Below are 20,776 nucleotides of genomic sequence, written 5' to 3'. Positions count from 1 at the left end.
ACATCCGCCGGCCGTTGCTCCCCACCGCACGCCATGTCGCGGGGCCCGGCGCCTATCCGGGTGCCGGCCGTCGCGCGCTCACATCGCCATCGTGACCAGCATGGCCAGCACCGCCACCGCCATCACGCCGGTGCACAGCCAGCCGAGGGCTTTGAGACCGGCACCCAGCACCAGCGCGCCCATGATGTCGCTGCGCACGGCCATCAGCATCATGACGACCATGATGGGCAGCGAGATGACGCCGTTGAGCACGGCGCTCCAAAACAGGGCCTTGATCGGGTCGATGGACGTCAAGCCCATTCCCACGCCGACCAGCGTGGCCATGGCAATGATGCCGTAGAAGCCTTTGGCGGCCATCGGCTTGCTCTCCAGGCTGCTCTTCCAGTGGAACGTCCCGGCCACCGCGTAGGCGGCCGAGCCGGCGAGCACCGGCACCGCCAGCAGGCCGGTGCCGACGATGCCGACCGTGAACAGCAGAAAGGCAAATTCGCCGGCGATGGGCCGCAAAGCCGTGGCGGCCTGGGCCGAGGTCTGGATGTCGGTGACACCATGCGCATGCAGCGTCAAGGCCGTGGTCAGGACGATGGAAAAGGCGACCAGGTTGGAGAAAGCCATGCCGATCAAGGTATCGAGCTTGATCCGGCGCAGTTGGTCGCCGGCCTGTGCCAGGGTGTCTTTCAGCGCCCGCGCGCGCGGTTGGGCGTGCATTTCCTCGACCTCTTGCGACGCCTGCCAGAAGAACAGATACGGGCTGATGGTGGTGCCGAACACCGCCACCGTGGTGGTGATGTAGTCCTGTTGCCATTGGAGATGCGGCAGGAAGGTGTGCTGTAGCACCGTCGCCCAAGGAATTTTCACCGTGAACACCGTCGCGACATAGGCCAGCAGCACCAAGGTCAGCCATTTGAGCAGCCGCACATAGCGTTTGTAGGGAATGAACACCTGCAACAGCAGCGACAGCACGCCAAAGAAAACCACATACAGGTGCCTGCTGCCACCCACCAGCAGCCTCAGGGCATCGGCCATGGCGGAGATGTCGGCAGCAATGTTGATGGTATTGGCCAGTACCAGCAGCGATACCAGGCCATAGAGCAGCCAGGCCGGGTAATGCCGCCGCACATTGGTGGCCAGGCCGTGGCCGCTGACCCGGCCAATGCGTGCGCTGATCATCTGGATGCCCACCATCAGCGGGAACGTCAGCAGCAGGCTCCACAGCAGCCCATAGCCGAACTGCGCCCCGGCCTGCGAATACGTGGCGATGCCGCTGGGGTCGTCGTCCGCCGCCCCCGTGACCAGGCCCGGACCGAGTTTGTCCAGCCAGGATGCGTCGCTGGCGGTGGGGATCGGCTGCGGATCAGGAAGGCGTGTGTCCGCCATGGCGTGGCTTTCGTGCAGTTGAAGCCCAGGGACTCTCAAGGCGCACGGCGGCAGGCCCCGCGCCATCTCTGCATTGGAGGGACAGCGGCCCGAGATCGCGGTAAGACGCAGACGCCAGCGTGCGTAAGACAAGAACAGACGCGTTCCCACGAAAGTCCGGTGCCGGGCCTCTGGTGCAAGTGCCACTGGGCCCCTGCGCCGCAGCAAGCGCTCACGCCAACGTCCTGGCTATACTGTACGAACGCCCAGCATCGGTGCGCTGGGAGCGTGCAAGCCCCGCAGCGCGGCCACTGTGGCCTCCTCGTGTTTTCCGTTTGTTTGCACCCCGACACTGGCCATGCACCGCCCCTCTCGCCGCCGTCCCGAGTTCGACGCCGCGCGCATGTACGAATACCCGCAGCATTTGCGTGCGGCGCTGGACGATCTGCCCGCCGCGCCCGGCGTCTACATTTTTCATGGACAGGAGGGCGCGCTGCCGCTCTACATCGGCAAGAGCGTCAACCTGCGCTCCCGGGTGCTTTCCCACCTGCGCAATCCCGAGGAGGCACGCCTGCTGCGCCAGACCGTGCGCATCAGCCATATCCGCACGGCCGGCGAAATCGGCGCGCTGCTGCTGGAAGCCCGGTTGATCAAGCAGCAGCAACCGCTGCTCAACCAGAAGCTGCGGCACCACCGCCAGTGGTGCGCACTGCGCGTCCAGGGCAGCCTGCCTGAGGTGGTCTATTCGAAAGACCTCAACTTCGCCACCGAACCCGGCCTGTATGGCCTCTACGCGAGCCGCCATGGCGCCCTGGAGGCGCTGCGCCAGGTGGCAGACGACCAGCGCCTGTGCTACGGCGCGCTCGGCCTGGAAAAGCCCGCTCCGGGCCGGGCGTGTTTTCGGGCCATGCTGCGCCAGTGCGCCGGCGTGTGCCGCGGCGACGAGACGCCCGAGAGCCACCGCCAGCGCCTTTTCACTGGCCTCGAAGGGCTGCGCGTGGCCTGCTGGCCGTACCCCGGGGCGGTCGGCCTGGTCGAAAGGGAGGGGGCCGAGCAGCAGATCCACGTCGTGCGCAACTGGCATTACCTGGGCAGCGCGCAGGACGCTGCCGAGGCCCGACAGCTCGGCCAGGCGGCGCCGGAATTTGATGCGGACGTCTACAAGATCCTGTGCAAGCCGCTGCTCAGCGGCCGCGCCGAGATCATCCTGCTTCAGGCGTGAGGCCGGGGCGCCATGGCAGGCGCCGTCTCCTCTGCGCAGGGTGCGAGCGCTGCCGCACCCTGTCGTGGACGCTGTAGGTTCTCCTTGAGTGGGCTAACGATCGGTAGCTCGGATAAAGCGATTCGTAGGTCTTGTGAGAACAGCGACGGTGCTCATTCTCCGCGTATGGCCAAAAATCATGGCGCTTCTGCGCGCCGGTCACGGCACATAGTCCCACGCCGATGGAGTCGAAGAGGCGCATCGGGTGCACCAAGCACACGACCAGCGGGTTTGCGACCATCGTCATCAATGCCGCGGCCATGGCAACGGCGAGGTAGCGCCAATCGGTCGGCCCGGCCGGCGGCACAGCGCCGATGATGCAGAGGTCGCCCTGCACGCCCGGCCGCAAGCGACCGTGAACGCTATGGCACGGCGCCGAACCGGTCAAGGCCGCGGTCCCTGGCAGCGACGGCACCGCCGATGGCAAAGGCGAACGTGCCCGCCAGATCAAGCCTGGTGAACAGGCGGTGGTCGTTCAGGCCGGCAATTACCAATTCGTGGACGCTCATGTGTTCGTTTCAGGCCGTGGCGCCGGGGGGCACAGCCACGCGGCAGCGGCGGTCAGCATGGCCTGCAAGCCGGTCTCGAGCGTCGGGTGGATCTGCGGCGCGAACTTCGGCGAGTGGTTGCTGGGGATCTTGTTGACGGTCTTTTCCTGTTGGGCTTTGGCATACACCACCGGGTCGGTGCCACCGACGAACCAGAACACATAGGGCACGCCCCAGCTGCGGCCGAAGATGCTGAAATCTTCGCTGGCCGACGCCGGGCTGGGCGCCAGCGAGGCGTTCTTGCCAAACTGCTGGCCGAACGCCTGCGCCACCTTTTGCGTCGCGACCAGGTCGTTCTCGGTCAGTGGGTAGCTGTTGATGGTGGTGAACTCGGGCGGCCGCTCGGCACCGGAGGCATCGCATTCGGCGCAGCAGATGCGGCGGATCGACTTGAGCATGTACTCGCGCGTGTCCTCGCTGAAGGTGCGCATGTTCAGCTTGATGGTGGCATCGTCAGGGATGATGTTTTCCTTGGTGCCGGCCTGCAGCGAGCCAATCGTGAGCACCGCCGGCTCGGTCGGCGCGATCTCCCGCGAGACGATGGTCTGCAGGCGCAGCGTGGTTGCGGCGGCCATGATCACCGGATCGATCGAGGTTTGCGGCTGCGAGCCGTGCGAGCCGCGCCCGAAGAGCTTGATCTTCAGGCTGTCTCCAGCAGAGAGTGTGACGCCGAGACGGTAACTCACGGTGCCGGCCGCACCGACCATCACGTGCTGGCCCAGGATGATGTCGGGTTTCGGAAAGCGGCCTTCGTCCCAATCGCGCACCATGGCGCTCGCGCCCTCGGCTGTTTCCTCTCCTGGCTGGAACACGATCATCAGCGTGCCCTGCCAGGCGGCGCGATTCGCGGACAGGATGCGCGCGGCGCCCATCATCCAGGTCACGTGCATGTCGTGGCCGCACGAGTGCGCGACGCCGACCTCGACGCCGTCCGCGTCGCGTGCCGTCACGCTGCTGGCATAGGGCAGCCCGGTGTTCTCGGCCATCGGCAGCGCATCCATGTCCGCGCGCAGCATCACGGTCGGGCCAGCGCCGTTCTTCATCACGCAGACCACGCCGGTCACGCCGACGTTGCGCGTCACCTCGTAGCCGAGGCCCTGCATCGCGTCGGCGGCGATCTTCGCGGTGCGGACTTCCTGCATCGACAACTCGGGGTGCTGATGGATGTCCTTGTAGAGCGCTTCGAGTTCGCTCATCAGGGCGGGTTCGGCGGAGCCGAGAGCTTGGGTGAGGGCATTCATGACAGCTCCAGAAGTGACGAAGCAAGGTTGACAGAGGTCCGACAGAAAGCGCGCTGGAGGGAATAGTCGGCGCTTGACATGACGGTTGGGGATTCAGGCCGGCGCCTTCGCTCCCTGGGGCACCGTGAGCATGATCGAGAGGATGGCCATCAAGACCATCAGCGCGTTGAAGCCCAGCGCAACGATGGCGGCCTCCCGCACGGCCAGGTTGTCCTGGCGGCCACTGAAGGTGATCACGCCATCAAGCCAGTTCATGCTCGCGCTGTCGTCGCTGAGCGCGGTGAAGATGGCGGCGGAAATCGCCACGCCGAAAGCGGCGCCGAGCGACGAAGCCATCTTGTAAATGCCCGAACCCGACCCCGCCTGGGCCGCCGGCAGGTTCGACAGCGCCGCATCGGTTGACGGGGTGGCATAGAACGCCAGACCGACACCGAACAGCGTGTAACCGACGCTTGCGAGGATCTTGTAGTCCGACAGCAGCAGATTGGCGGGCGACACCAACAGGATCGCCAGGCCCGTGATCAGGCAGCCCCAGATCATCGGCTTGCGCGGGCCGAAGCGTTGCAGCAGCTTCTCGCCCACGCGGATAAAGGCGATGATGGCAATCGCGTAGCCCAGCGTCAGAAATCCGGCCTGCTGGGCGTTCATGTTGCCGCCGAGCTGAACCAGTTGCAGCGAGACGATCAGTGTGCCGGCCGTTCCGTTGATCAGGAAGTTGGAAATCGTCGCACCGGTGTAGGTCGGGTTCTTGAACAGGCTGAAATCAAAGAACGCATTCGATGCCTTGTTCTCGATACGGAAAAACAGCCAGCCGAACGCTGCGGTTATCGCCAGCAGCCCCAGGCCCACCGGGCTGGTCCACCCCAGCTTGTTGCCCTGCGTCACCAGTACCTGCAGTGCCACCATGGTGACCATGAAAGTCAGCACGCCAGTCAGGTCAAACTTGTACCCACCCGTGGTTTCGGCCTTGCTCTCGGGCGTGCCGTGCATCATCCACAGGCCGAGCACGCTCACAGCGATGGCCACCCAGAAGATCGAGCGCCAGCCGAAGTGCTGCGACATCAAGCCGCCGAACAACGCGCACAGGCCGGAACCGCCCCACGAACCAATCGACCACATGCTGATCGCGCGCTGGCGCTCAGGACCATCCCAAAAATCCTTCACCAGCGCCAGACTGGCCGGCATGATGCAAGCGGCCGACAGGCCTTGCAGCGCACGGCCCGCGAGCAGGACCGGTGTTGCCAGTTGACCCTGCGGTGTGATGGCCACCAGCAGCGAGCCGGCGATGCTCAGGTAAAAGCCAATACGGGTGATCTTCAGCCGGCCAATGCGGTCGGCCAAGCCACCCATCACCACGATGAAGATGCCCGAGAAAAGGGAGGTGACGGCCACAGCGACGTTCGTCACGTTCGCATCCATGCCAAGGTCACGGCGCATGTCGGGCGCGATGTTGAGCGTCGTCTGGGCAAACAGCCAGAATGCGACGACGCCCATGATGATGCCGAAAAGAAGCCGGTCGTTGCCCTTGTACGCCACCTTGGGTTGAACGCTGGCATTCATCTCGTTCTCCATTGCGCCTACGAAACCGGGCTTATCTCGACGGCTGCGTCACCGCGAAGCAACGTCCGATCGATCACTGCCGCCGGCAGCGGCGGTCATGCATCGCGCGGCAGCACCGCCATGACGCGCGCGATGAACTGGTGGAAATCGGCCATGTAGTTGCGCAGGAACTCCGCCGTGCCTGCGTTGGTCACGTCGCCATCCTCGGTGATGAGGCCGGGGGTGAAATGGATGTAGGCCTCCGGCGCGTTCATCTGGGGTGCGTTGCAGAAGCCGAGCACACTGCGCAGGCTCTGCTGGGCCACCGCAGTGCCAATGGCGCCGGGCGATGCGCCAATTACGGCGCAGGGCTTGCGCGTGAACGAGTTCTTCCCCCACGGCCGGCTCGCCCAGTCGATGGCATTCTTCAGGCCGCCGGGGATCGAGCGGTTGTATTCCGGTGTGACGAACAGTAGCGCATCGACATCGGCGATGGCCTGCTTGAAGGCGCGTGCCACCGGCGGGTAGTCGGCGTCGTAGTCGTAGCTGTAGAGCGGCAGGTCCTTGATCGGTATCTCCGTGAACACCAGCGCGGGCGGTGCCAATTTCACCAGCGCCTTGGCGAGCTGACGATTGATGGAGGCCTTGGCGAGGCTGCCGATCAGGTAGCCAACTTTGTGTGTAGTCATGCGAACCTTCCTTTCAACACGAGACGTTGATGCGATCGTCCGGCCGGCGCCCGGCTTTCCGCGACAGCGCTTGCGAGAGATGAATCTGTTCCGGCGGACAGATCACGATACGCCTGTTGGCATGGGTTGAACAGGGGCGCACGGCATCAGGCGAACCTGTCCTCGAGGTAGCGACCCGGCCGGGCCATCATCAGTCCACCGACGGCCATGGGCACCACCGTTACGGCATAGACCCAAAGCGCCGCCGTCCAGCTGCCCGTCGCCGCATAGAGCCAGCCGCCCAGCAGCGGGCCCAGCGTGCCGGCGAGGTAGCCGATGCCCATCGCAAAACCGGCGATGGCGGCGGAGCCCATGGTGGTGCGGGTGCGCAGATTGAACATGGCGATTGCGAGCGGAAATGCGCCGCCGGCCAAGCCGGCAACCAGCGCCATGAGCCAAGCAGGTCCAACGCCGAAGATCATTCCTAGGTAACCGATGGGCCCAACCATGGCCAGCAGGATTGCCAATGGAATCGGATTTTTCATCCGGTTGGCAATGAGTGGCGTGATAAAGGCCATCGGAAGCGTCATGAAGGTGTAGATCGAGAAGGCCAGGCCTGCTGCATTCCGGTCCAAGCCCAAGTGCTGTTGCAGGATGGTCGGCAGCCAGGCCAGCATCGCGTAAATATTCAGCGATGCCATGGCGTAGAAAAGTGCTGTGCCCAACGCCACGGGGCTGGTGGCCAACTGGGCCAGGCCGAGCTTCTGTGTGGCGGGTGCGGTGGCAACACCGGCTTGGGCCGCCACGGGCCCGGTGCGCCGAATCTTCAGCAACTGGATGACCCAAGGGACCACGGCGACCAGCGACAACACACCCCATGAAGCCAACGAAGCTTGCCAGCCCAGAGCGTTCGCCACGGGAATGGCCGTCATGGCGGGCAACGTCGCTCCCGCCTGCATCAGCAACGCGAACACCGTCACCATTACCGCCTGCCGGTCTGGAAAATACTTCTTGACCAGCGGCGCGCCCACCACGTTGCCCAGGCCCATGCCGGTCAGCGCAACAATGCTGAGGACTATGAAGACAGCGGGACTGTCGAGGAAGGGGCGGGCCAAGGTGCCTGCGGCAGCCAGCGACACAGCCAGCAAGGCGGTGGATTCGGCACCGATTTTGCGCACGATCACGGGCGCGAGAAATCCTGCTGCGCCGAAACACAGCGTAGGCAGCATCCCGATAAAGGTGGCGCCTGCAGTGCCAATCCCCAAGGCCTCGCGCACGTCGCTGAGCAGCGGAGACAAACCGGTGACAGCATGCCGCAGGCCGATGCCCAGCAGCACGAGTCCGATCAGGACGGCCGCCCGGCCCTTCCACAGGCCTGGGCGCGGCGCAGCCGGGTGGCCGGTTTTGGGGTCAGAGCCTTCGGACGGGGCAGTGACCGTGTGGGCCATGATCAGCCGGCGGTCTTGGAGTCACCATCGATCGGGAACATCTGACCGGAGATGGTGCGCGCGTGCGGGCCCGCAAGGAAGACAGCCAACGCGGCGATGTCAGCCGGATCGATGAATTTCTTGACGGCTTGGTTGGCCATCGCCAAGTCGGTTTCTTCGTCCACGGTGCGTCCGGAGACCTTGGCGCGCCCTTCGAATACCGATTGAAGGCGCGGCCCGTCCACAGCACCCGGATGAATGGAATTGGCGGTGATGCCGTGCGGCCCCAGTTCAAGCGACAAGGTCTTGGTGAAGCCGACCAGCCCCCATTTCGTCGTGGAGTAGGCCACCCGGTTCGGATAGCCGAAACGCCCCGCCAGGGAAGACATCACAAGGATGGAAGCGGCCGGAGATGCTTTGAGCAAAGGGATGGCACGCTGGGTGACCATGAACGTTCCGGTCAGGTTCAGGTTGACGACGGCATTCCAGGTGTCGAGCGGGTAGTCGGCAACAGGCGCCGTGGCCCCGGCGATGCCCGCATTGTTGATGAGCACATCCAGCCCGCCCAACTGTGTCTGCACATTCGCAAACAGAGTGTCCAAGTCCGCAGGCTTGCTGATGTCGCCCACCGTTCCACTGATTGCGGGGTATTGCGTGGTGATTGCCTGCACAGCCTCGGCGTTGACGTCGGCGATGTGCACGCGGGCCCCTTTGGCTGCGAATGCCTTGGCAATGGCCAGGCCAATTCCGCCAGCGCCGGCGGTAATAAGTACGCGTTGGGTCATGACTGAATCTCCTCAGGAGCGTGGAGCAGAGTGCATTCTTGAAATACTCTACGCCGCCCATGAGGGAAAGACAACGCTGCGCATTCGGCGCAAGCTCTTGCGGGGGCCGCATCGGCAAAAGATAGCGCTGTGTCCTCACAAACTGGACCATGGCAGTACCCCTGAAACCGGTCATCGAACCCGGGAGGTCGCTGGCATCTGGACGACGGCAACGCGGCAGAGACCATGAGTTAGAAGCATGGTTGCCACCGACCGGAACCGCTGCGAACCGTGCCTTGATAAGAAGGTCGCTATGCGACCGGAACGGGGCGGTACCGCTAGTTCGCAGCCCGTGAGGATGGCCCTTTGACCTGCGTCGAGCCACGGACCTCGGGAGAGCTCTGTTGACTGGCCGATCCTGGCAGTGCAGCGGTCACTCAGCCAGCGAAACATCCAATGACCGGTAATGGCGGCAGCGGTCATCAATCCGCCAAAACTGGATGACGGCAGCCGGCCTGAAGCAGTCGCTCGCAAAACCCTTCTGGCCGCTACTAGCAAATTGTTAGTCGGGCTCTCTGAATGAGAAAAGCCCGGTAACACCGGGCTTTTCTCATTCGCAAAATTTGAGAAATTTGCAGGATTTTTGAGAACCTACAAAAACGCTCAGACGTCGATGTTGCCAGCGCGCAGCGCGTTGGTTTCGATGAAGTCGCGGCGCGGCTCGACCTCGTCGCCCATCAGCATGGTGAACACGCGGTCGGCCTCGATGGCGTCGTCGATCTGCACGCGCAGCAGGCGGCGCACGGTCGGGTCCATGGTGGTTTCCCAGAGCTGCTCGGGGTTCATTTCGCCCAGGCCCTTGTAGCGCTGGCGCGCGGTGGTGCGCTCGGCCTCGGAGATCAGCCAGTTCATGGCCTGGCGGAAGTCGGCCACTTTCTCTTCCTTCTGGCGCTCGCCCTCGCCGCGCAGCGCCTTGGCGCCTGCGCCCAGCAGGCCGCGGAAGGTGTTGGCGGCCTCGGCCAGCGCGGCGTAGTCGGCGCCGTTGACGAAGTCCTGCGTGAGCACGCTGCTCTTGACGTTGCCGTGGTGGTGGCGGCTGATGCGCAGCAGCGGCTTGTCGGTGCGCACGTCGAATTCGCCCGCCACCTCGGCCGGGATGCCGGTGATGTTGAGCTCGCGCAGCTTGGCTTCGAGCGCCACGGCGCTGGCCTGCGCGTCCTGCAGCGTGTCGAGCTGGAGCGCGACGCCATCGGCCACGGCGCGCAGGGCCTCGAAGTCCATGAAATTGGACAGGCGCGTGATCACGTGCTCGGCCGCCTGGTGCTTGCGCGCCAGCTCGGCCAAGGTTTCGCCCGAGAGCACGCTGGCGCCGGACTCGGCGCTGGTGACGATGCTGGCGTCTTTGAGCGCAATGCGCAGCAGGAAGCCGTCGAGCGCGGCGGCGTCTTTGAGGTACAGCTCTTCCTTGCCGGCCTTGACCTTGTAGAGCGGCGGCTGGGCGATGTAGATGTGGCCGCGCTCGACCAGCTCGGGCATCTGGCGGTAGAAGAACGTCAGCAGCAGGGTGCGGATGTGCGCGCCATCGACGTCGGCGTCGGTCATGATGATGATGCGGTGGTAGCGCAGCTTGGCGACGTCGAAGTCGTCGTTGCCGGTGCTGCCGCCGGCCTTGCCGATGCCGGTGCCCAGGGCCGTGATCAGCGTCAGGATTTCGTTGCTGGTCAGCAGCTTCTCGTAGCGCGCCTTTTCCACGTTCAGGATCTTGCCGCGCAGGGGCAGGATGGCCTGGAACTTGCGATCGCGCCCCTGCTTGGCGGAGCCGCCGGCGGAGTCGCCCTCGACGATGTAGATCTCGCACATCGCCGGGTCTTTTTCCTGGCAGTCGGCCAGCTTGCCGGGCAGGCCCATGCCGTCGAGCACGCCCTTGCGGCGCGTCATCTCGCGCGCCTTGCGCGCGGCTTCGCGCGCGCGCGCGGCTTCGACGATCTTGCCGCAGATGATCTTCGCGTCGCCCGGGCGCTCCTGCAGGTAGTCGGTGAGCAGCTTGCCGACGATGTCCTCGACCGGCGCGCGCACCTCGCTCGACACCAGCTTGTCCTTGGTCTGGCTGCTGAACTTGGGTTCGGGCACCTTGACCGACAGCACACAGCACAGGCCTTCGCGCATGTCGTCGCCGGTCACCTCGACCTTGGCCTTCTTGGCGAAGTCGTTTTCATCGATGTACTTGTTGATGACACGCGTCATCGCGGCGCGCAGGCCCGTGAGGTGGGTGCCGCCGTCGCGCTGCGGGATGTTGTTGGTGAAGCAGAGCACCTGCTCGCTGTAGCCGCTGTTCCACTGCATCGCCACTTCGACGCCGATGTGCGTGCCGGGGATGCCGCCATAGGTTTCGGACGGCCGCTCGCCCGACGCATAGAACGAGTTCGGGTGCAACACGGTTTTACCCTTGTTGATGAACTCGACAAAGCCGCGCACGCCGCCGGCTCCCGAGAAGTCGTCTTCCTTGCCGCTGCGCTCGTCCTTCAAGCGGATGCGCACGCCGTTGTTCAGAAAGCTCAGCTCGCGCAGACGCTTGGCCAGGATCTCGTAGTGGAAGTCGCTGTTTTCCTTGAAGATCTCGGTGTCGGGCAGGAAGTGCACCTCGGTGCCGCGTTTTTCGGTGTCGCCAGTGACTTTCATCGGCGAGACTTCGACGCCGTCGACCTGCTCGACGATGCGGTTCTGCACAAAGCCGCGGCTGAATTCGAGCACGTGCACCTTGCCTTCGCGGCGCACCGTCAGGCGCAGCTTCTGGCTGAGCGCATTCACGCAGCTCACGCCCACGCCGTGCAGCCCGCCCGAGACCTTGTAGCTGTTCTGGTTGAACTTGCCGCCCGCGTGCAGCTCGGTCAGTGCGATCTCGGCGGCCGAGCGCTTGGGCTCGTGCTTGTCGTCCATTTTCACGCCCGTGGGAATGCCGCGGCCGTTGTCGGTCACCGAGATCGAGTTGTCGGAGTGGATGGTGACGACGATGTCGTCGCAGTGGCCGGCCAGCGCCTCGTCGATGGAGTTGTCCACCACCTCGAACACCAGGTGGTGCAGACCGGTGCCGTCCGACGTGTCGCCGATGTACATGCCAGGGCGCTTGCGCACCGCTTCCAGGCCTTCGAGGATCGTGATGGCACCTTCGCCATAGCCTTCGCTGGCGCCCGCCTGGTGGGCATCGATCTTGGGCGCAGCGGCGCCAGCGCCGATTTCTTCGGACTCGGGCAATTGGTTTTCAGCGGTCATGGTCGGCCTTGGCAATGCATGGAAACCATGGGGTTTCCAGATTCTTTGAGAGTCAAAAACGCATCTAACGCAGGACAGGTAAGCGTTAGAAGCTATATATTAGATAGCAGTCAACGGGTTAGATGCGCATCGGCATCACGACGTACTTGAAGCGGTCGTTCTCGGGGATGGTCAGGAGCGCCGAGCTGTTGCCGTCGGAGAGTTCGACCTTCACCATGTCCTGGCCCATGCTGGTGAGCGCATCGATCAGGTAGGTGACGTTGAAGCCGATCTCGATGGCGTCGCCGCCGTAGTCGATGTCGAGCTCGTCCACGGCCTCTTCCTGCTCGGCGTTGTTGCTGGCCACGCGCAGGGTGCCGGGTTCGATGTTCAGGCGCACGCCCTTGAACTTGTCGCTGGTCATGATGGCCGTGCGCTGCAGGCTCGCCAGCAGCGGGGCGCGCCCCAGGGTCACGCTGTTGTGGTGGTTCTTGGGGATCACGCGGTTGTAGTCGGGGAACTTTCCCTCGACCAGCTTGGTGACGAACTCCATGGCGCCAAAGCTGAACTTGGCCTGGTTGTTGGCGAAGCACATCTCGATAGCGCCGTCGGCGTCGCTGAGCAGGCGCTGCAGCTCGATCACGGTCTTGCGCGGCAGGATCACTTCCTGCTTGGGCACCTCGACGTCGAGCGTGGCGCTGGCAAACGCCAGGCGGTGGCCGTCGGTGGCGACCAGGCTCAGCTGCTGGCCCTCGGCCACGAACAGGATGCCGTTCAGGTAGTAGCGGATGTCCTGCACCGCCATGGCAAACGCCACCTGGCCGAGCAAACCCTTGAGCGTCTTTTGCGGCACGCTGAAGGAGGGGCCGAAGCTGGCCGATTCCTGCACCAGCGGGAAGTCCTCGGCCGCCAGCGTCTGCAGCGTGAAGCGGCTCTTGCCGCCCTTGAGCACGAGCTTGTCCTGGCTGGACTCCACGCTCACGGTCTGGTCGCCGGGCATGCTGCGCAGGATGTCGATGAGCTTGCGCGCGTTCACGGTGGTGGTGAAGTCGCCGGTGTCGCCGCCGAGCTCGGCCGTGGTGCGGATCTGGATTTCGAGGTCGCTGGTGGTCAGCTGCAAGGCGTTGCCGGTTTTGCGGAGCATGACGTTGGCCAGGATGGGCAACGTGTGGCGGCGCTCGACGATGCCGGCGACCGATTGCAGAACCGCGAGAACCTTGTCTTGTGTTGCCTTCAGGACGATCATGTCAACCTCTTGTGGATTTTTGGAACGGGATGTGGATGGCGGCATGGGCCATGCCCCCTCGGGCCATCCAATCCGCCATTTTGCCCGCTCGCGGGGCGGGTTCGCGTGTCAAGGGGACGGGCGGCGCCATCGTCAGCCCTTGAGCGTTTGCTCCAGCACGTGCAGTTGCTGGTTGAGTTCGGTGAGCTGCTGGCGCTCGGCCGAGATCTTGCGCACCGCGTGCAGCACCGTGGTGTGGTCGCGCCCGCCAAACAGCTCGCCGATCTCGGGCAGGCTCTTTTGCGTCAGCTCCTTGGCCAGGTACATCGCGATCTGGCGCGGCCGCGCAATGCTGGCCGGGCGCTTCTTGCTGTACATGTCGGCGACCTTGATCTTGTAGTAATCAGCCACCGTCTTCTGGATGTTTTCCACAGAAATCTGCCGGTTCTGGATCGACAGCAGATCGCGCAGCGCCTCGCGCGCGAGCTGGATGGAGATTTCCTTCTGGTTGAAGCGCGAGTACGCGAGGATCTTGCGCAGCGCGCCCTCAAGCTCGCGCACGTTCGAGCGGACGTTCTTGGCGACGAAGAAGGCGACCTCCTCGGGCATCTCGGTGCTTTCGGCGCGCGCCTTGTTGATCAGGATGGCGACGCGCATCTCCAACTCGGGCGGCTCGATGGCCACCGTCAGCCCCGAATCGAAGCGCGAGACCAGGCGCTCGTGGATGTCGGCCAGGCCCTTGGGGTAGGTGTCGCTGGTCATCACGATGTGGCTCTTCTTGGCCAGCAGCGCCTCGAAGGCGTTGAAGAACTCTTCTTGCGTGCGGTCTTTGTTGGCGAAGAACTGCACGTCGTCGATCAGTAGCAGATCGAGCGAGTGGTAGCGCTCCTTGAATTCGTCAAAGGTTTTTCGCTGATACGCTTTAACCACATCCGAGACGAACTGCTCGGCGTGGATGTAGAGAACTTTGGCGTCGGGCCGGTCGGCTAGCAGTTTGTTGCCCACGGCGTGCACCAGGTGGGTCTTGCCCAGACCGACGCCGCCGTAGATGAACAGCGGGTTGTAGAGGTGCCCCGGCATGCTGGCCACGTGCATGGCGGCCGCGCGCGCCATGCGGTTGGCTGTACCCTCCACCAGAGTGTCGAATGTCAGCGCCGCATTGAGCCGGTTGCGCAGGGCGCCCCGCGAGCCGTCGTCGGCCACCGCCGCAGGCTCCGGTGCCTGGGCGGGTGCAGGCGCATTGGCGGGCACATAAGTGCGTGCGCTGGCGGCCCGCTGAGCGAGCGCTAACTCAAGGACCAGGGATTGGCCGTACAAGGACTCCAGCAGGGCAGCGATCCGGCCGGCGTACTGGGCGCGTATCCAGTCGAGTGTGAAGCGGTTGGGGACGTAGAGCGTGATGCGCGAAAAATCTTCCGCGACCTGGGCCGCCAGGGGTTTGATCCAGGTGTTGAACTGCTGTGCGGGCAGGTCTTGGGCAAGTTGTTCTGTGCAGGCCTGCCACAGTGCCTGGCCGGCGTCGGCGCCGGAAGGGGGGGAGGGAGCGCGCGAGAGTTCCTCTGTCATTTCAAGGTTTTTTTGTGGATAGAAGGAACGTTCAAGGCCCCAAATTGTAGCTTGTGAAGGAGTTATCCACAAGCTTGTCCCGTGCCGTGGCGCTGGTTTTTTGCCGATTGGCATGCGCGCCTCATTGCCTTGTGGCAGCAAGCCTGCGATAATTTCGGGTTTCCCTGAATGTGTTCAGGGTAATTGAACCCGGCCCGCGCCTGTGTGCGCCGCTGCACTGTGCCAAGATGCGGCGGCAAAAGGCGGCGATCCAGCGTGCCGGAACTGAACTCTCAAGGAATCATCATGAAACGTACTTACCAGCCTTCCAAGACGCGCCGCGCCCGTACCCACGGTTTTCTCGTGCGCATGAAGACCCGCGGCGGCCGCGCCGTGATCAACGCACGACGCGCCAAGGGCCGCAAGCGCCTGGCCGTCTGAGGCCCGCACGGGTTTTGGCTCGCTCCCCGGTTTATGCCCTCAGGCATCCAGCGGGGGCGCCTCCATGCAGCGGCTGAAAACGCGCCCGCAGTTCCAGGCCGCCATGGCCGGGGGCACTGTGGCCCGCACCGCGCATTTTGCGTTGCACCGGCTGGCGCTGGATGCTGCCGGCGCAGCGCTGCCTGCGTTGGGCACGGCCAGCGGGCCCGCACCCTCGGGTTCTGCCCAGGCCCTGTTTCCTGTCGACGGCATATGGCTGGGTGCGATGGTGCCCAAGCGCTGGGCGCGCCGCGCCGTCACGCGCAACGCGATCAAGCGCCAGATCTATGGCGTGGCCACTGCCCTGGAGCCGCCGCTTTTGCCTGCGGCCCATGTCGTGCGCCTGCGCGCGGCGTTTGACCGCAAGCTGTTTCCCAGCGCCAGCTCCGAGGCCTTGAAGCTGGCGGTGCGCAACGAGCTGCAGCAGCTGTTCCAGCGCGCCGCGCCGCGCGGGGCATCGCCGCAGGCCGGAGCCTCGGCATGATGCGCCGCTTGCTCATCGCCCTGGTCAAGGGCTACCGCCTTCTGCTCAGCCCCTGGCTGGGTTCGGCATGCCGCTTCGAGCCGACCTGCTCGGCCTATTCGCTGCAGGCCCTGGAGCAGCATGGCGCTGCCACAGGCGCTTGGCTCACGCTGGCGCGTCTGGCGCGCTGCCACCCCTGGTGCAGCGGCGGACACGATCCCGTACCCGATGGGCCGCCGCGCGCCAGCCGGTTGTTTTCGCGCCTGTTCTCGCCCGCCACTCCACCCTCCTCACCAAAGAAGTCTTCATGAACGACATCCGCCGCACCATCCTGTGGGTGATATTTGGCTTTGCCATGGTCCTGTTGTGGGACAAGTGGCAGGTGCACAACGGCAAGCAAGCCACTTTCTTCCCTGCCCCCGCTACGACGGCCGCGGCCCCGGCTGCCACGGCGCAGCCCTCCGGTGCTGCGTCCGTGCCGGCGCCCATCGCCGCAGCGCCCACGGCCGCCGTGCCAGGCACTGCGGCCGTGCCCGCCCTGACAGGCGCGCTCGCCCCTGCGGCGCGCGAGCAGGTGGTGGTGACCACCGATGTGCTGCGCCTGACCTTCGACAGCGAGGGGGGCTCGCTCACCCATGCCGAACTGCTCAAGTACGCCGACATGGAAGACAAGTCGAAGAACTTCGAGCTGCTCGACCAGAGCGCCCAGCGCGTGTACGTGGCGCAGACCGGCCTGATCGGCGGCAACTTCCCCACCCACAAGACGGTGATGACCGTGGTGCCAGGTGCGCGCGAACTCAAGGAGGGCGAAGACACGCTGACCGTGCGTTTCGAGTCGCCCGCCATGGACGGTGCCAAGCTGGTCAAGACCTGGACCGTCAAGCGCGGCGCCTACAGCGTGGCCGTGCAGCACGACGTGCTCAACACCGGCGCCGCCGAACTCTCACCCCAGCTATACCTGCAACTGGTGCGCGACGGCAACAAGCCGCCGGGCGAGTCGTCGTTCTACTCCACCTTCACCGGCCCCGCCGTGTACACGCCCGAGAAGAAGTACCAGAAGGTCGAGTTCAAGAAGATCGAGGAAAACAAGGTCGATATCGAGAAGTCCGCGACCAGCGGCTACGTGGCCATGGTGCAGCACTACTTCGCCACCGCCTGGCTGCTGGGCGACGGCATCCCGCGCGACCTGTTCATGCGCAAGGTCGATGCCAACCTGTATTCGGTCGGCATGATCACGCCGCTGGGCCCGATTGCCCCCGGCGCCAGCAAGACGCTCGAGGCGCGCCTGTTCGCCGGCCCGCAGATCGAAAAGACCCTCGAATCCCTCTCCCCGGGCCTCGAACTGGTCAAGGACTATGGCTGGCTCACGATCCTGGCCAAGCCCTTGTACTGGCTGCTCGACAAGCTGCACAGCTTCCTGGGCAACTGGGGCTGGTCCATCGTCGGCCTGGTGCTGCTGCTCAAGATCCTGTTCTACTGGCTCAATGCGAAGGCCTACGCCAGCATGGCCAAGATGAAGGCGATCAACCCCAAGATCACCGAGATGCGCGAGCGCCTCAAGGACAAGCCGCAGCAGATGCAGCAGGAGATGATGCGCATCTACCGCGAGGAGAAGGTCAACCCCATGGGCGGGTGCTTCCCCATCGTGATCCAGATCCCGGTGTTCATCGCGCTGTATTGGGTGCTGCTGTCGAGCGTGGAGATGCGCAATGCGCCCTGGATCGGCTGGATCCACGACCTGTCCTCGCCCGACCCGTTCTTCATCCTGCCGGTGCTCATGACGCTCAGCTCGCTGCTGCAGACGGCGCTCAACCCCGCGCCGCCAGACCCGATGCAGGCCAAGATGATGTGGATCATGCCGCTGATGTTCAGTGTGATGTTCTTCTTCTTCCCGGCCGGCCTGGTGCTGTACTGGCTGACGAACAACATCCTGTCGATCGCGCAGCAGTGGCTCATCAATACCCGCATGGGCGTGCCGCCGCAGTTCAACCTGCCCAAGTTCAAGTGATCGGCCGCTAGAACCCCTTCCAAAGGCCGCGCAAGCGGCCTTTTGCATGCCACCTCTGTATAAAGTCCACCCCCTATGCTCGCGCGCCACACCGACCCCATCGCCGCCATCGCCACCGCCCCCGGACGCGGGGGCGTGGGCATCGTGCGCGTGTCGGGCAAGGGCCTTGCGCCGTTGGTCGAGGTGCTGTGCGGCCGCGCGCTGACACCGCGCGAGGCGACCTACCTGCCGTTCCGCGATGCCGCTGGCGAGCCCATCGACCAGGGGCTGGCACTTTACTTTCCGGCACCGCACTCCTACACCGGCGAAGACGTGCTGGAACTGCAGGCCCACGGCGGCCCGGTGGTGCTGCAGTTGCTGCTGGCGCGCTGCCTGGAAGCAGCGCGCGCCGCCGGCGCTGGCAGCAGCGCCCCGTGCCTGCCCGGGCTGCGCGTGGCCCAGCCCGGCGAGTTCACCGAACGCGCGTTCTTGAACGACAAGATCGACCTGGCCCAGGCCGAGGCCATTGCCGACCTGATCGATGCCTCCACGGCGGCGGCCGCGCGCAGCGCCAGCCGCTCGCTGGCGGGGGCCTTCTCGAAAGAAATCCACCAGCTGCGCGACGCGCTCATCCACCTGCGCATGCTGGTCGAGGCCACGCTCGACTTCCCTGAAGAAGAAATCGACTTCCTGCGCAAGGCGGACGCGCGCGGACAGCTATCCAAATTGCAGCAAACGCTGGCGCAGGTGATGCGGCGCGCGCAGCAGGGCGCGCTGCTGCGCGAAGGCATCAAGGTGGTGATTGCCGGCCAGCCCAATGCGGGCAAGAGTTCGCTGCTCAACGCGCTGGCCGGCGCCGAGCTCGCCATCGTCACGCCGATCGCCGGCACCACGCGCGACAAGGTGCAGCAGACCATCCAGATCGAGGGCGTGCCGCTGCACGTGATCGACACCGCCGGCCTGCGCGACAGCAGCGACGAGGTCGAGCGCATCGGCATCGCGCGCGCCTGGGACGAGATCGCCGCGGCCGACGCGGTGCTGTTCCTGCACGACCTGACGCGCTGCGATGCTATGGAATACAGAGCTGCAGACGCAGTCATAGCAAGCGCTATGGCCGAAAAACTGCCAAAAACCGTGCCCATCATCGAGGTCTGGAACAAGAGCGACTGCGTGCCGCATGCGGCCGTGCCAGAGGCGCAGGCACCCGCGGGTGTGCACCTGTCGGCGCGCACCGGCGAGGGGCTGGAGCGCTTGCGCCGCACCCTGCTGGACGTGGCCGGCTGGCAGGCCGCGCCCGAGGGGGTGTTCATCGCGCGCGCGCGCCATGTCCAGGCGTTGCAGGCTGTGGAGGCGCGCCTGGCCGACGCCGCCACCCAGCTGCTCAGCGACGGCCCCGCACTGGACCTGCTGGCCGAAGACCTGCGGCTGGCGCAGAACGCCCTGGGCGACATCACGGGCGAGTTCTCGTCCGACGACCTGCTGGGCGTGATCTTTTCCAGCTTCTGCATCGGCAAATGAGCGTCGACACACCCGCTGGTCCGACGATGTAAGCAGCGGTAAGTTCTGCTTGCGCATTGGCACCAATGGCGGTAGCGTCGCCGGCTTATGAATGCAGCAACGCCCGCCGTGGCCTCCCCCGACGTCCAAGGCCTGGTCCAGGCCATTGTCCAAGCCAATGCAGAAGACAGCCTGGGCAACCCGCTGACGCCGCAGCAATGGGACACCCTGTCGGCCTACCTGCTGCCGCACACGCTGGCCGCGGGCCAGGTGCTCTTCACCCAGGGTGCGATCGATCGCACCCTGTACCTGGTCGAGAGCGGCAGCCTCAGCGTGCACTGCGAAGACGAGAAGGCGCGGCTGCGGCTGGCCATCGTCGGGGCGGGCTCGGTGGTGGGAGAAGGGGCGTTCTTCTCGCACCGCCCCCGCAATGCGTCGGTCCAGGCGGCCGCGCCCAGCAGGCTTTGGGGCCTGACCGCGCTGCGCTTTTCCGAGCTGGCCAACCGCCAGCCCGCGATTGCCCTGGGCGTGTCCATGGCCGCTGGCGCCGTCCTGGCCAAGCGCCTGGGCAACCGCCGCCGCCGTGTCGCAGCCACCTGAGCGGGCGTGCCGGCTGCCGCGGCGTCCGGTGGCAGGGAGGCGCGCGGTACACTCTTTTGAGAGAGTCACACAGTGCTGACCGAAGAAAGAAAGCCATGTCATTGTTCAGCTGGTTCCTGCGCAAGCCCGCCCCTGCCCCAAAGCGCGCGTCTGAACCGTCAGGCCGGCTGAATGCGGATGCGGCCGTGCTGCCCGAGCAGGCGGCCCAGCGCACGAACGAGCGCATGGAGCGGCGCGAGCTGTTGTACGTGGTGGTGCGCGACGCCATGGTGCGCGCCGGCGTGCTGTCGGCCAGCTACAAGTTCAAGGTGCTGGCGCTCGACCAGCGCGGGCGCCAGTTCCTGGTGATGATGGACTTGGCGCGCGAGTACGGTGGAGAGACCGCGCGCTTGAGCGACATCGAGGCCCTCATCGCCCAGACCGCCAAGCTGCACTACGACATCGCCGTCACGGCGGTCTATTGGCGCATCAACGACCATGTGGCTGCAGGCATTCGCCAAAAGGGCGTTGCACCGCAGGGAGCGGGCCTGCCGGCAGCGCCTCAGCCGCACCGGGGGAGCGCGCCGCCCGCATCCGCCCGCCCTGTCGGCGCGGCCGCGCCGGCGCCCGCCGTGGCCCCGGCAGCGGTGTCGCAAATGCCTGCACAGGCACCCGCCTCCGCTGCCGCAGCACCGGCCCGCGCGGCGGCGCTGCGTTTCGACCCCATCGAAGCCGATGAAGTGGCTGCCTTCAAGCAGGCGCTGGCCGCGGCGGCCCCAGCCCATCCGGCGGTGGCTGCGCCGTCGGGCGTGCCGCTGCGCTCGGGCCCGCGGCGCGCGCCGCCCGGCAATCCGGACTTTGCCGATACGGAAGTGTCCGGCCACAGCGCCCGCAGCCCGGACCTCAGCAGCACCCAGTACGGCGATTTGTAAGCGGACCAGGCCCCG

General features: G+C 65.3%; 18 protein-coding genes. 8 read left to right on the top strand and 10 right to left on the bottom strand.

The features are described 5' to 3' along the window. Positions 1 to 78 precede the first annotated feature (78 nt). A complete protein-coding gene (locus B2J86_RS12140) occupies positions 79 to 1,377 on the bottom strand; it encodes an NRAMP family divalent metal transporter (RefSeq protein ID WP_173025717.1) in 1,299 nt (432 codons plus the stop codon). 337 nt (positions 1,378 to 1,714) lie between these two features. On the opposite strand from B2J86_RS12140, the gene cho reads away from it, so the two are divergent. After that, positions 1,715 to 2,578 (top strand): excinuclease Cho, encoded by an 864-nt coding sequence (gene cho, locus B2J86_RS12135; RefSeq protein WP_173025716.1) that lies wholly within the window; start codon positions 1,715 to 1,717, stop codon positions 2,576 to 2,578. Between the two features lie 401 nt (positions 2,579 to 2,979). On the opposite strand, the gene B2J86_RS12130 is transcribed toward cho, so the two are convergent. From B2J86_RS12130 to dnaA, 9 genes are all read right to left on the bottom strand, one after another. Then, positions 2,980 to 3,126, bottom strand: coding sequence for a TRIC cation channel family protein (locus B2J86_RS12130; RefSeq protein WP_173025715.1), 147 nt, complete (start codon positions 3,124 to 3,126; stop codon positions 2,980 to 2,982). After that, positions 3,123 to 4,406 (bottom strand): M20 family metallopeptidase, encoded by a 1,284-nt coding sequence (locus B2J86_RS12125; RefSeq protein ID WP_173025714.1) that lies wholly within the window; start codon positions 4,404 to 4,406, stop codon positions 3,123 to 3,125. Before B2J86_RS12125 ends, B2J86_RS12130 begins: the two co-directional genes overlap by 4 nt. A 93-nt stretch (positions 4,407 to 4,499) precedes the next feature. Continuing rightward, the gene (locus B2J86_RS12120; protein ID WP_169634995.1) at positions 4,500 to 5,966 is read right to left on the bottom strand and encodes an MFS transporter; all 1,467 of its coding nucleotides are present in this window, start codon (positions 5,964 to 5,966) and stop codon (positions 4,500 to 4,502) included. A 95-nt stretch (positions 5,967 to 6,061) separates the two neighbouring features. After that, entirely contained in the window at positions 6,062 to 6,634 is a 573-nt protein-coding gene (locus B2J86_RS12115; RefSeq protein ID WP_169168676.1) for an NADPH-dependent FMN reductase, read from the bottom strand. A gap of 146 nt (positions 6,635 to 6,780) precedes the next feature. Further along, positions 6,781 to 8,061 carry a CynX/NimT family MFS transporter gene (locus B2J86_RS12110; protein ID WP_169168677.1) on the bottom strand — a complete coding sequence of 427 codons (1,281 nt, stop codon included), beginning with the start codon at positions 8,059 to 8,061 and terminating at the stop codon, positions 6,781 to 6,783. Positions 8,062 to 8,063: 2 nt separating this feature from the next. After that, on the bottom strand, positions 8,064 to 8,825 hold the full coding sequence (locus B2J86_RS12105) for an SDR family oxidoreductase (RefSeq protein WP_173025713.1): 762 nt from the start codon (positions 8,823 to 8,825) through the stop codon (positions 8,064 to 8,066). A 642-nt stretch (positions 8,826 to 9,467) separates the two neighbouring features. After that, complete coding sequence (gyrB, locus tag B2J86_RS12100) at positions 9,468 to 12,074, bottom strand: DNA topoisomerase (ATP-hydrolyzing) subunit B (RefSeq protein WP_169168679.1); 2,607 nt, start codon at positions 12,072 to 12,074, stop codon at positions 9,468 to 9,470. A gap of 118 nt (positions 12,075 to 12,192) precedes the next feature. Continuing rightward, the gene (dnaN, locus tag B2J86_RS12095) at positions 12,193 to 13,299 is read right to left on the bottom strand and encodes a DNA polymerase III subunit beta (protein ID WP_169168680.1); all 1,107 of its coding nucleotides are present in this window, start codon (positions 13,297 to 13,299) and stop codon (positions 12,193 to 12,195) included. A 132-nt stretch (positions 13,300 to 13,431) separates the two neighbouring features. Beyond that, positions 13,432 to 14,844: a chromosomal replication initiator protein DnaA gene (gene dnaA, locus B2J86_RS12090; protein ID WP_169168681.1), complete on the bottom strand. Its 1,413-nt coding sequence runs from the start codon at positions 14,842 to 14,844 to the stop codon at positions 13,432 to 13,434. 285 nt (positions 14,845 to 15,129) lie between these two features. Between dnaA and rpmH the strand changes: the two genes are divergently transcribed. The 7 genes from rpmH (at position 15,130) to B2J86_RS12055 (ending at position 20,761) form a co-directional block, all read left to right on the top strand. After that, positions 15,130 to 15,264 carry a 50S ribosomal protein L34 gene (gene rpmH / locus B2J86_RS12085; protein WP_005798102.1) on the top strand — a complete coding sequence of 45 codons (135 nt, stop codon included), beginning with the start codon at positions 15,130 to 15,132 and terminating at the stop codon, positions 15,262 to 15,264. 64 nt (positions 15,265 to 15,328) lie between these two features. After that, a complete protein-coding gene (locus B2J86_RS12080; protein ID WP_169168682.1) occupies positions 15,329 to 15,787 on the top strand; it encodes a ribonuclease P protein component in 459 nt (152 codons plus the stop codon). After that, on the top strand, positions 15,784 to 16,077 hold the full coding sequence (yidD, locus tag B2J86_RS12075; protein ID WP_169168683.1) for a membrane protein insertion efficiency factor YidD: 294 nt from the start codon (positions 15,784 to 15,786) through the stop codon (positions 16,075 to 16,077). The genes B2J86_RS12080 and yidD overlap by 4 nt, the downstream gene beginning before the upstream one ends. Further along, positions 16,074 to 17,774 carry a membrane protein insertase YidC gene (gene yidC / locus B2J86_RS12070; RefSeq protein ID WP_173025712.1) on the top strand — a complete coding sequence of 567 codons (1,701 nt, stop codon included), beginning with the start codon at positions 16,074 to 16,076 and terminating at the stop codon, positions 17,772 to 17,774. The genes yidD and yidC overlap by 4 nt, the downstream gene beginning before the upstream one ends. 75 nt (positions 17,775 to 17,849) lie before the next feature. Further along, positions 17,850 to 19,271 carry a tRNA uridine-5-carboxymethylaminomethyl(34) synthesis GTPase MnmE gene (gene mnmE, locus B2J86_RS12065; RefSeq protein ID WP_169168685.1) on the top strand — a complete coding sequence of 474 codons (1,422 nt, stop codon included), beginning with the start codon at positions 17,850 to 17,852 and terminating at the stop codon, positions 19,269 to 19,271. Between the two features lie 87 nt (positions 19,272 to 19,358). Continuing rightward, on the top strand, positions 19,359 to 19,850 hold the full coding sequence (locus tag B2J86_RS12060; RefSeq protein ID WP_173025711.1) for a Crp/Fnr family transcriptional regulator: 492 nt from the start codon (positions 19,359 to 19,361) through the stop codon (positions 19,848 to 19,850). 95 nt (positions 19,851 to 19,945) lie between these two features. Continuing rightward, the gene (locus tag B2J86_RS12055; protein WP_169635008.1) at positions 19,946 to 20,761 is read left to right on the top strand and encodes a hypothetical protein; all 816 of its coding nucleotides are present in this window, start codon (positions 19,946 to 19,948) and stop codon (positions 20,759 to 20,761) included. Positions 20,762 to 20,776: the final 15 nt, after the last annotated feature.

Origin of the sequence: Acidovorax sp. SRB_14 (genome assembly GCF_012932145.1) — a bacterium.
GTDB lineage: Bacteria > Pseudomonadota > Gammaproteobacteria > Burkholderiales > Burkholderiaceae_C > Simplicispira.
Note: the sequence above shows the minus strand (reverse complement) of the source record. Positions and strands in the feature narration are given on the sequence as shown.

Excerpts from the sequence above, each read along its gene's own strand:
- B2J86_RS12140 (WP_173025717.1), bottom strand. The coding sequence starts at position 1,377 with ATGGCGGACACACGCCTTCCTGATCCGCAGCCGATCCCCACCGCCAGC.
- cho (WP_173025716.1), top strand. The coding sequence starts at position 1,715 with ATGCACCGCCCCTCTCGCCGCCGTCCCGAGTTCGACGCCGCGCGCATG.
- B2J86_RS12130 (WP_173025715.1), bottom strand. The coding sequence starts at position 3,126 with ATGAGCGTCCACGAATTGGTAATTGCCGGCCTGAACGACCACCGCCTG.
- B2J86_RS12125 (WP_173025714.1), bottom strand. The coding sequence starts at position 4,406 with ATGAATGCCCTCACCCAAGCTCTCGGCTCCGCCGAACCCGCCCTGATG.
- B2J86_RS12120 (WP_169634995.1), bottom strand. The coding sequence starts at position 5,966 with ATGAATGCCAGCGTTCAACCCAAGGTGGCGTACAAGGGCAACGACCGG.
- B2J86_RS12115 (WP_169168676.1), bottom strand. The coding sequence starts at position 6,634 with ATGACTACACACAAAGTTGGCTACCTGATCGGCAGCCTCGCCAAGGCC.
- B2J86_RS12110 (WP_169168677.1), bottom strand. The coding sequence starts at position 8,061 with ATGGCCCACACGGTCACTGCCCCGTCCGAAGGCTCTGACCCCAAAACC.
- B2J86_RS12105 (WP_173025713.1), bottom strand. The coding sequence starts at position 8,825 with ATGACCCAACGCGTACTTATTACCGCCGGCGCTGGCGGAATTGGCCTG.
- gyrB (WP_169168679.1), bottom strand. The coding sequence starts at position 12,074 with ATGACCGCTGAAAACCAATTGCCCGAGTCCGAAGAAATCGGCGCTGGC.
- dnaN (WP_169168680.1), bottom strand. The coding sequence starts at position 13,299 with ATGATCGTCCTGAAGGCAACACAAGACAAGGTTCTCGCGGTTCTGCAA.
- dnaA (WP_169168681.1), bottom strand. The coding sequence starts at position 14,844 with ATGACAGAGGAACTCTCGCGCGCTCCCTCCCCCCCTTCCGGCGCCGAC.
- rpmH (WP_005798102.1), top strand. The coding sequence starts at position 15,130 with ATGAAACGTACTTACCAGCCTTCCAAGACGCGCCGCGCCCGTACCCAC.
- B2J86_RS12080 (WP_169168682.1), top strand. The coding sequence starts at position 15,329 with ATGCAGCGGCTGAAAACGCGCCCGCAGTTCCAGGCCGCCATGGCCGGG.
- yidD (WP_169168683.1), top strand. The coding sequence starts at position 15,784 with ATGATGCGCCGCTTGCTCATCGCCCTGGTCAAGGGCTACCGCCTTCTG.
- yidC (WP_173025712.1), top strand. The coding sequence starts at position 16,074 with ATGAACGACATCCGCCGCACCATCCTGTGGGTGATATTTGGCTTTGCC.
- mnmE (WP_169168685.1), top strand. The coding sequence starts at position 17,850 with ATGCTCGCGCGCCACACCGACCCCATCGCCGCCATCGCCACCGCCCCC.
- B2J86_RS12060 (WP_173025711.1), top strand. The coding sequence starts at position 19,359 with ATGAATGCAGCAACGCCCGCCGTGGCCTCCCCCGACGTCCAAGGCCTG.
- B2J86_RS12055 (WP_169635008.1), top strand. The coding sequence starts at position 19,946 with ATGTCATTGTTCAGCTGGTTCCTGCGCAAGCCCGCCCCTGCCCCAAAG.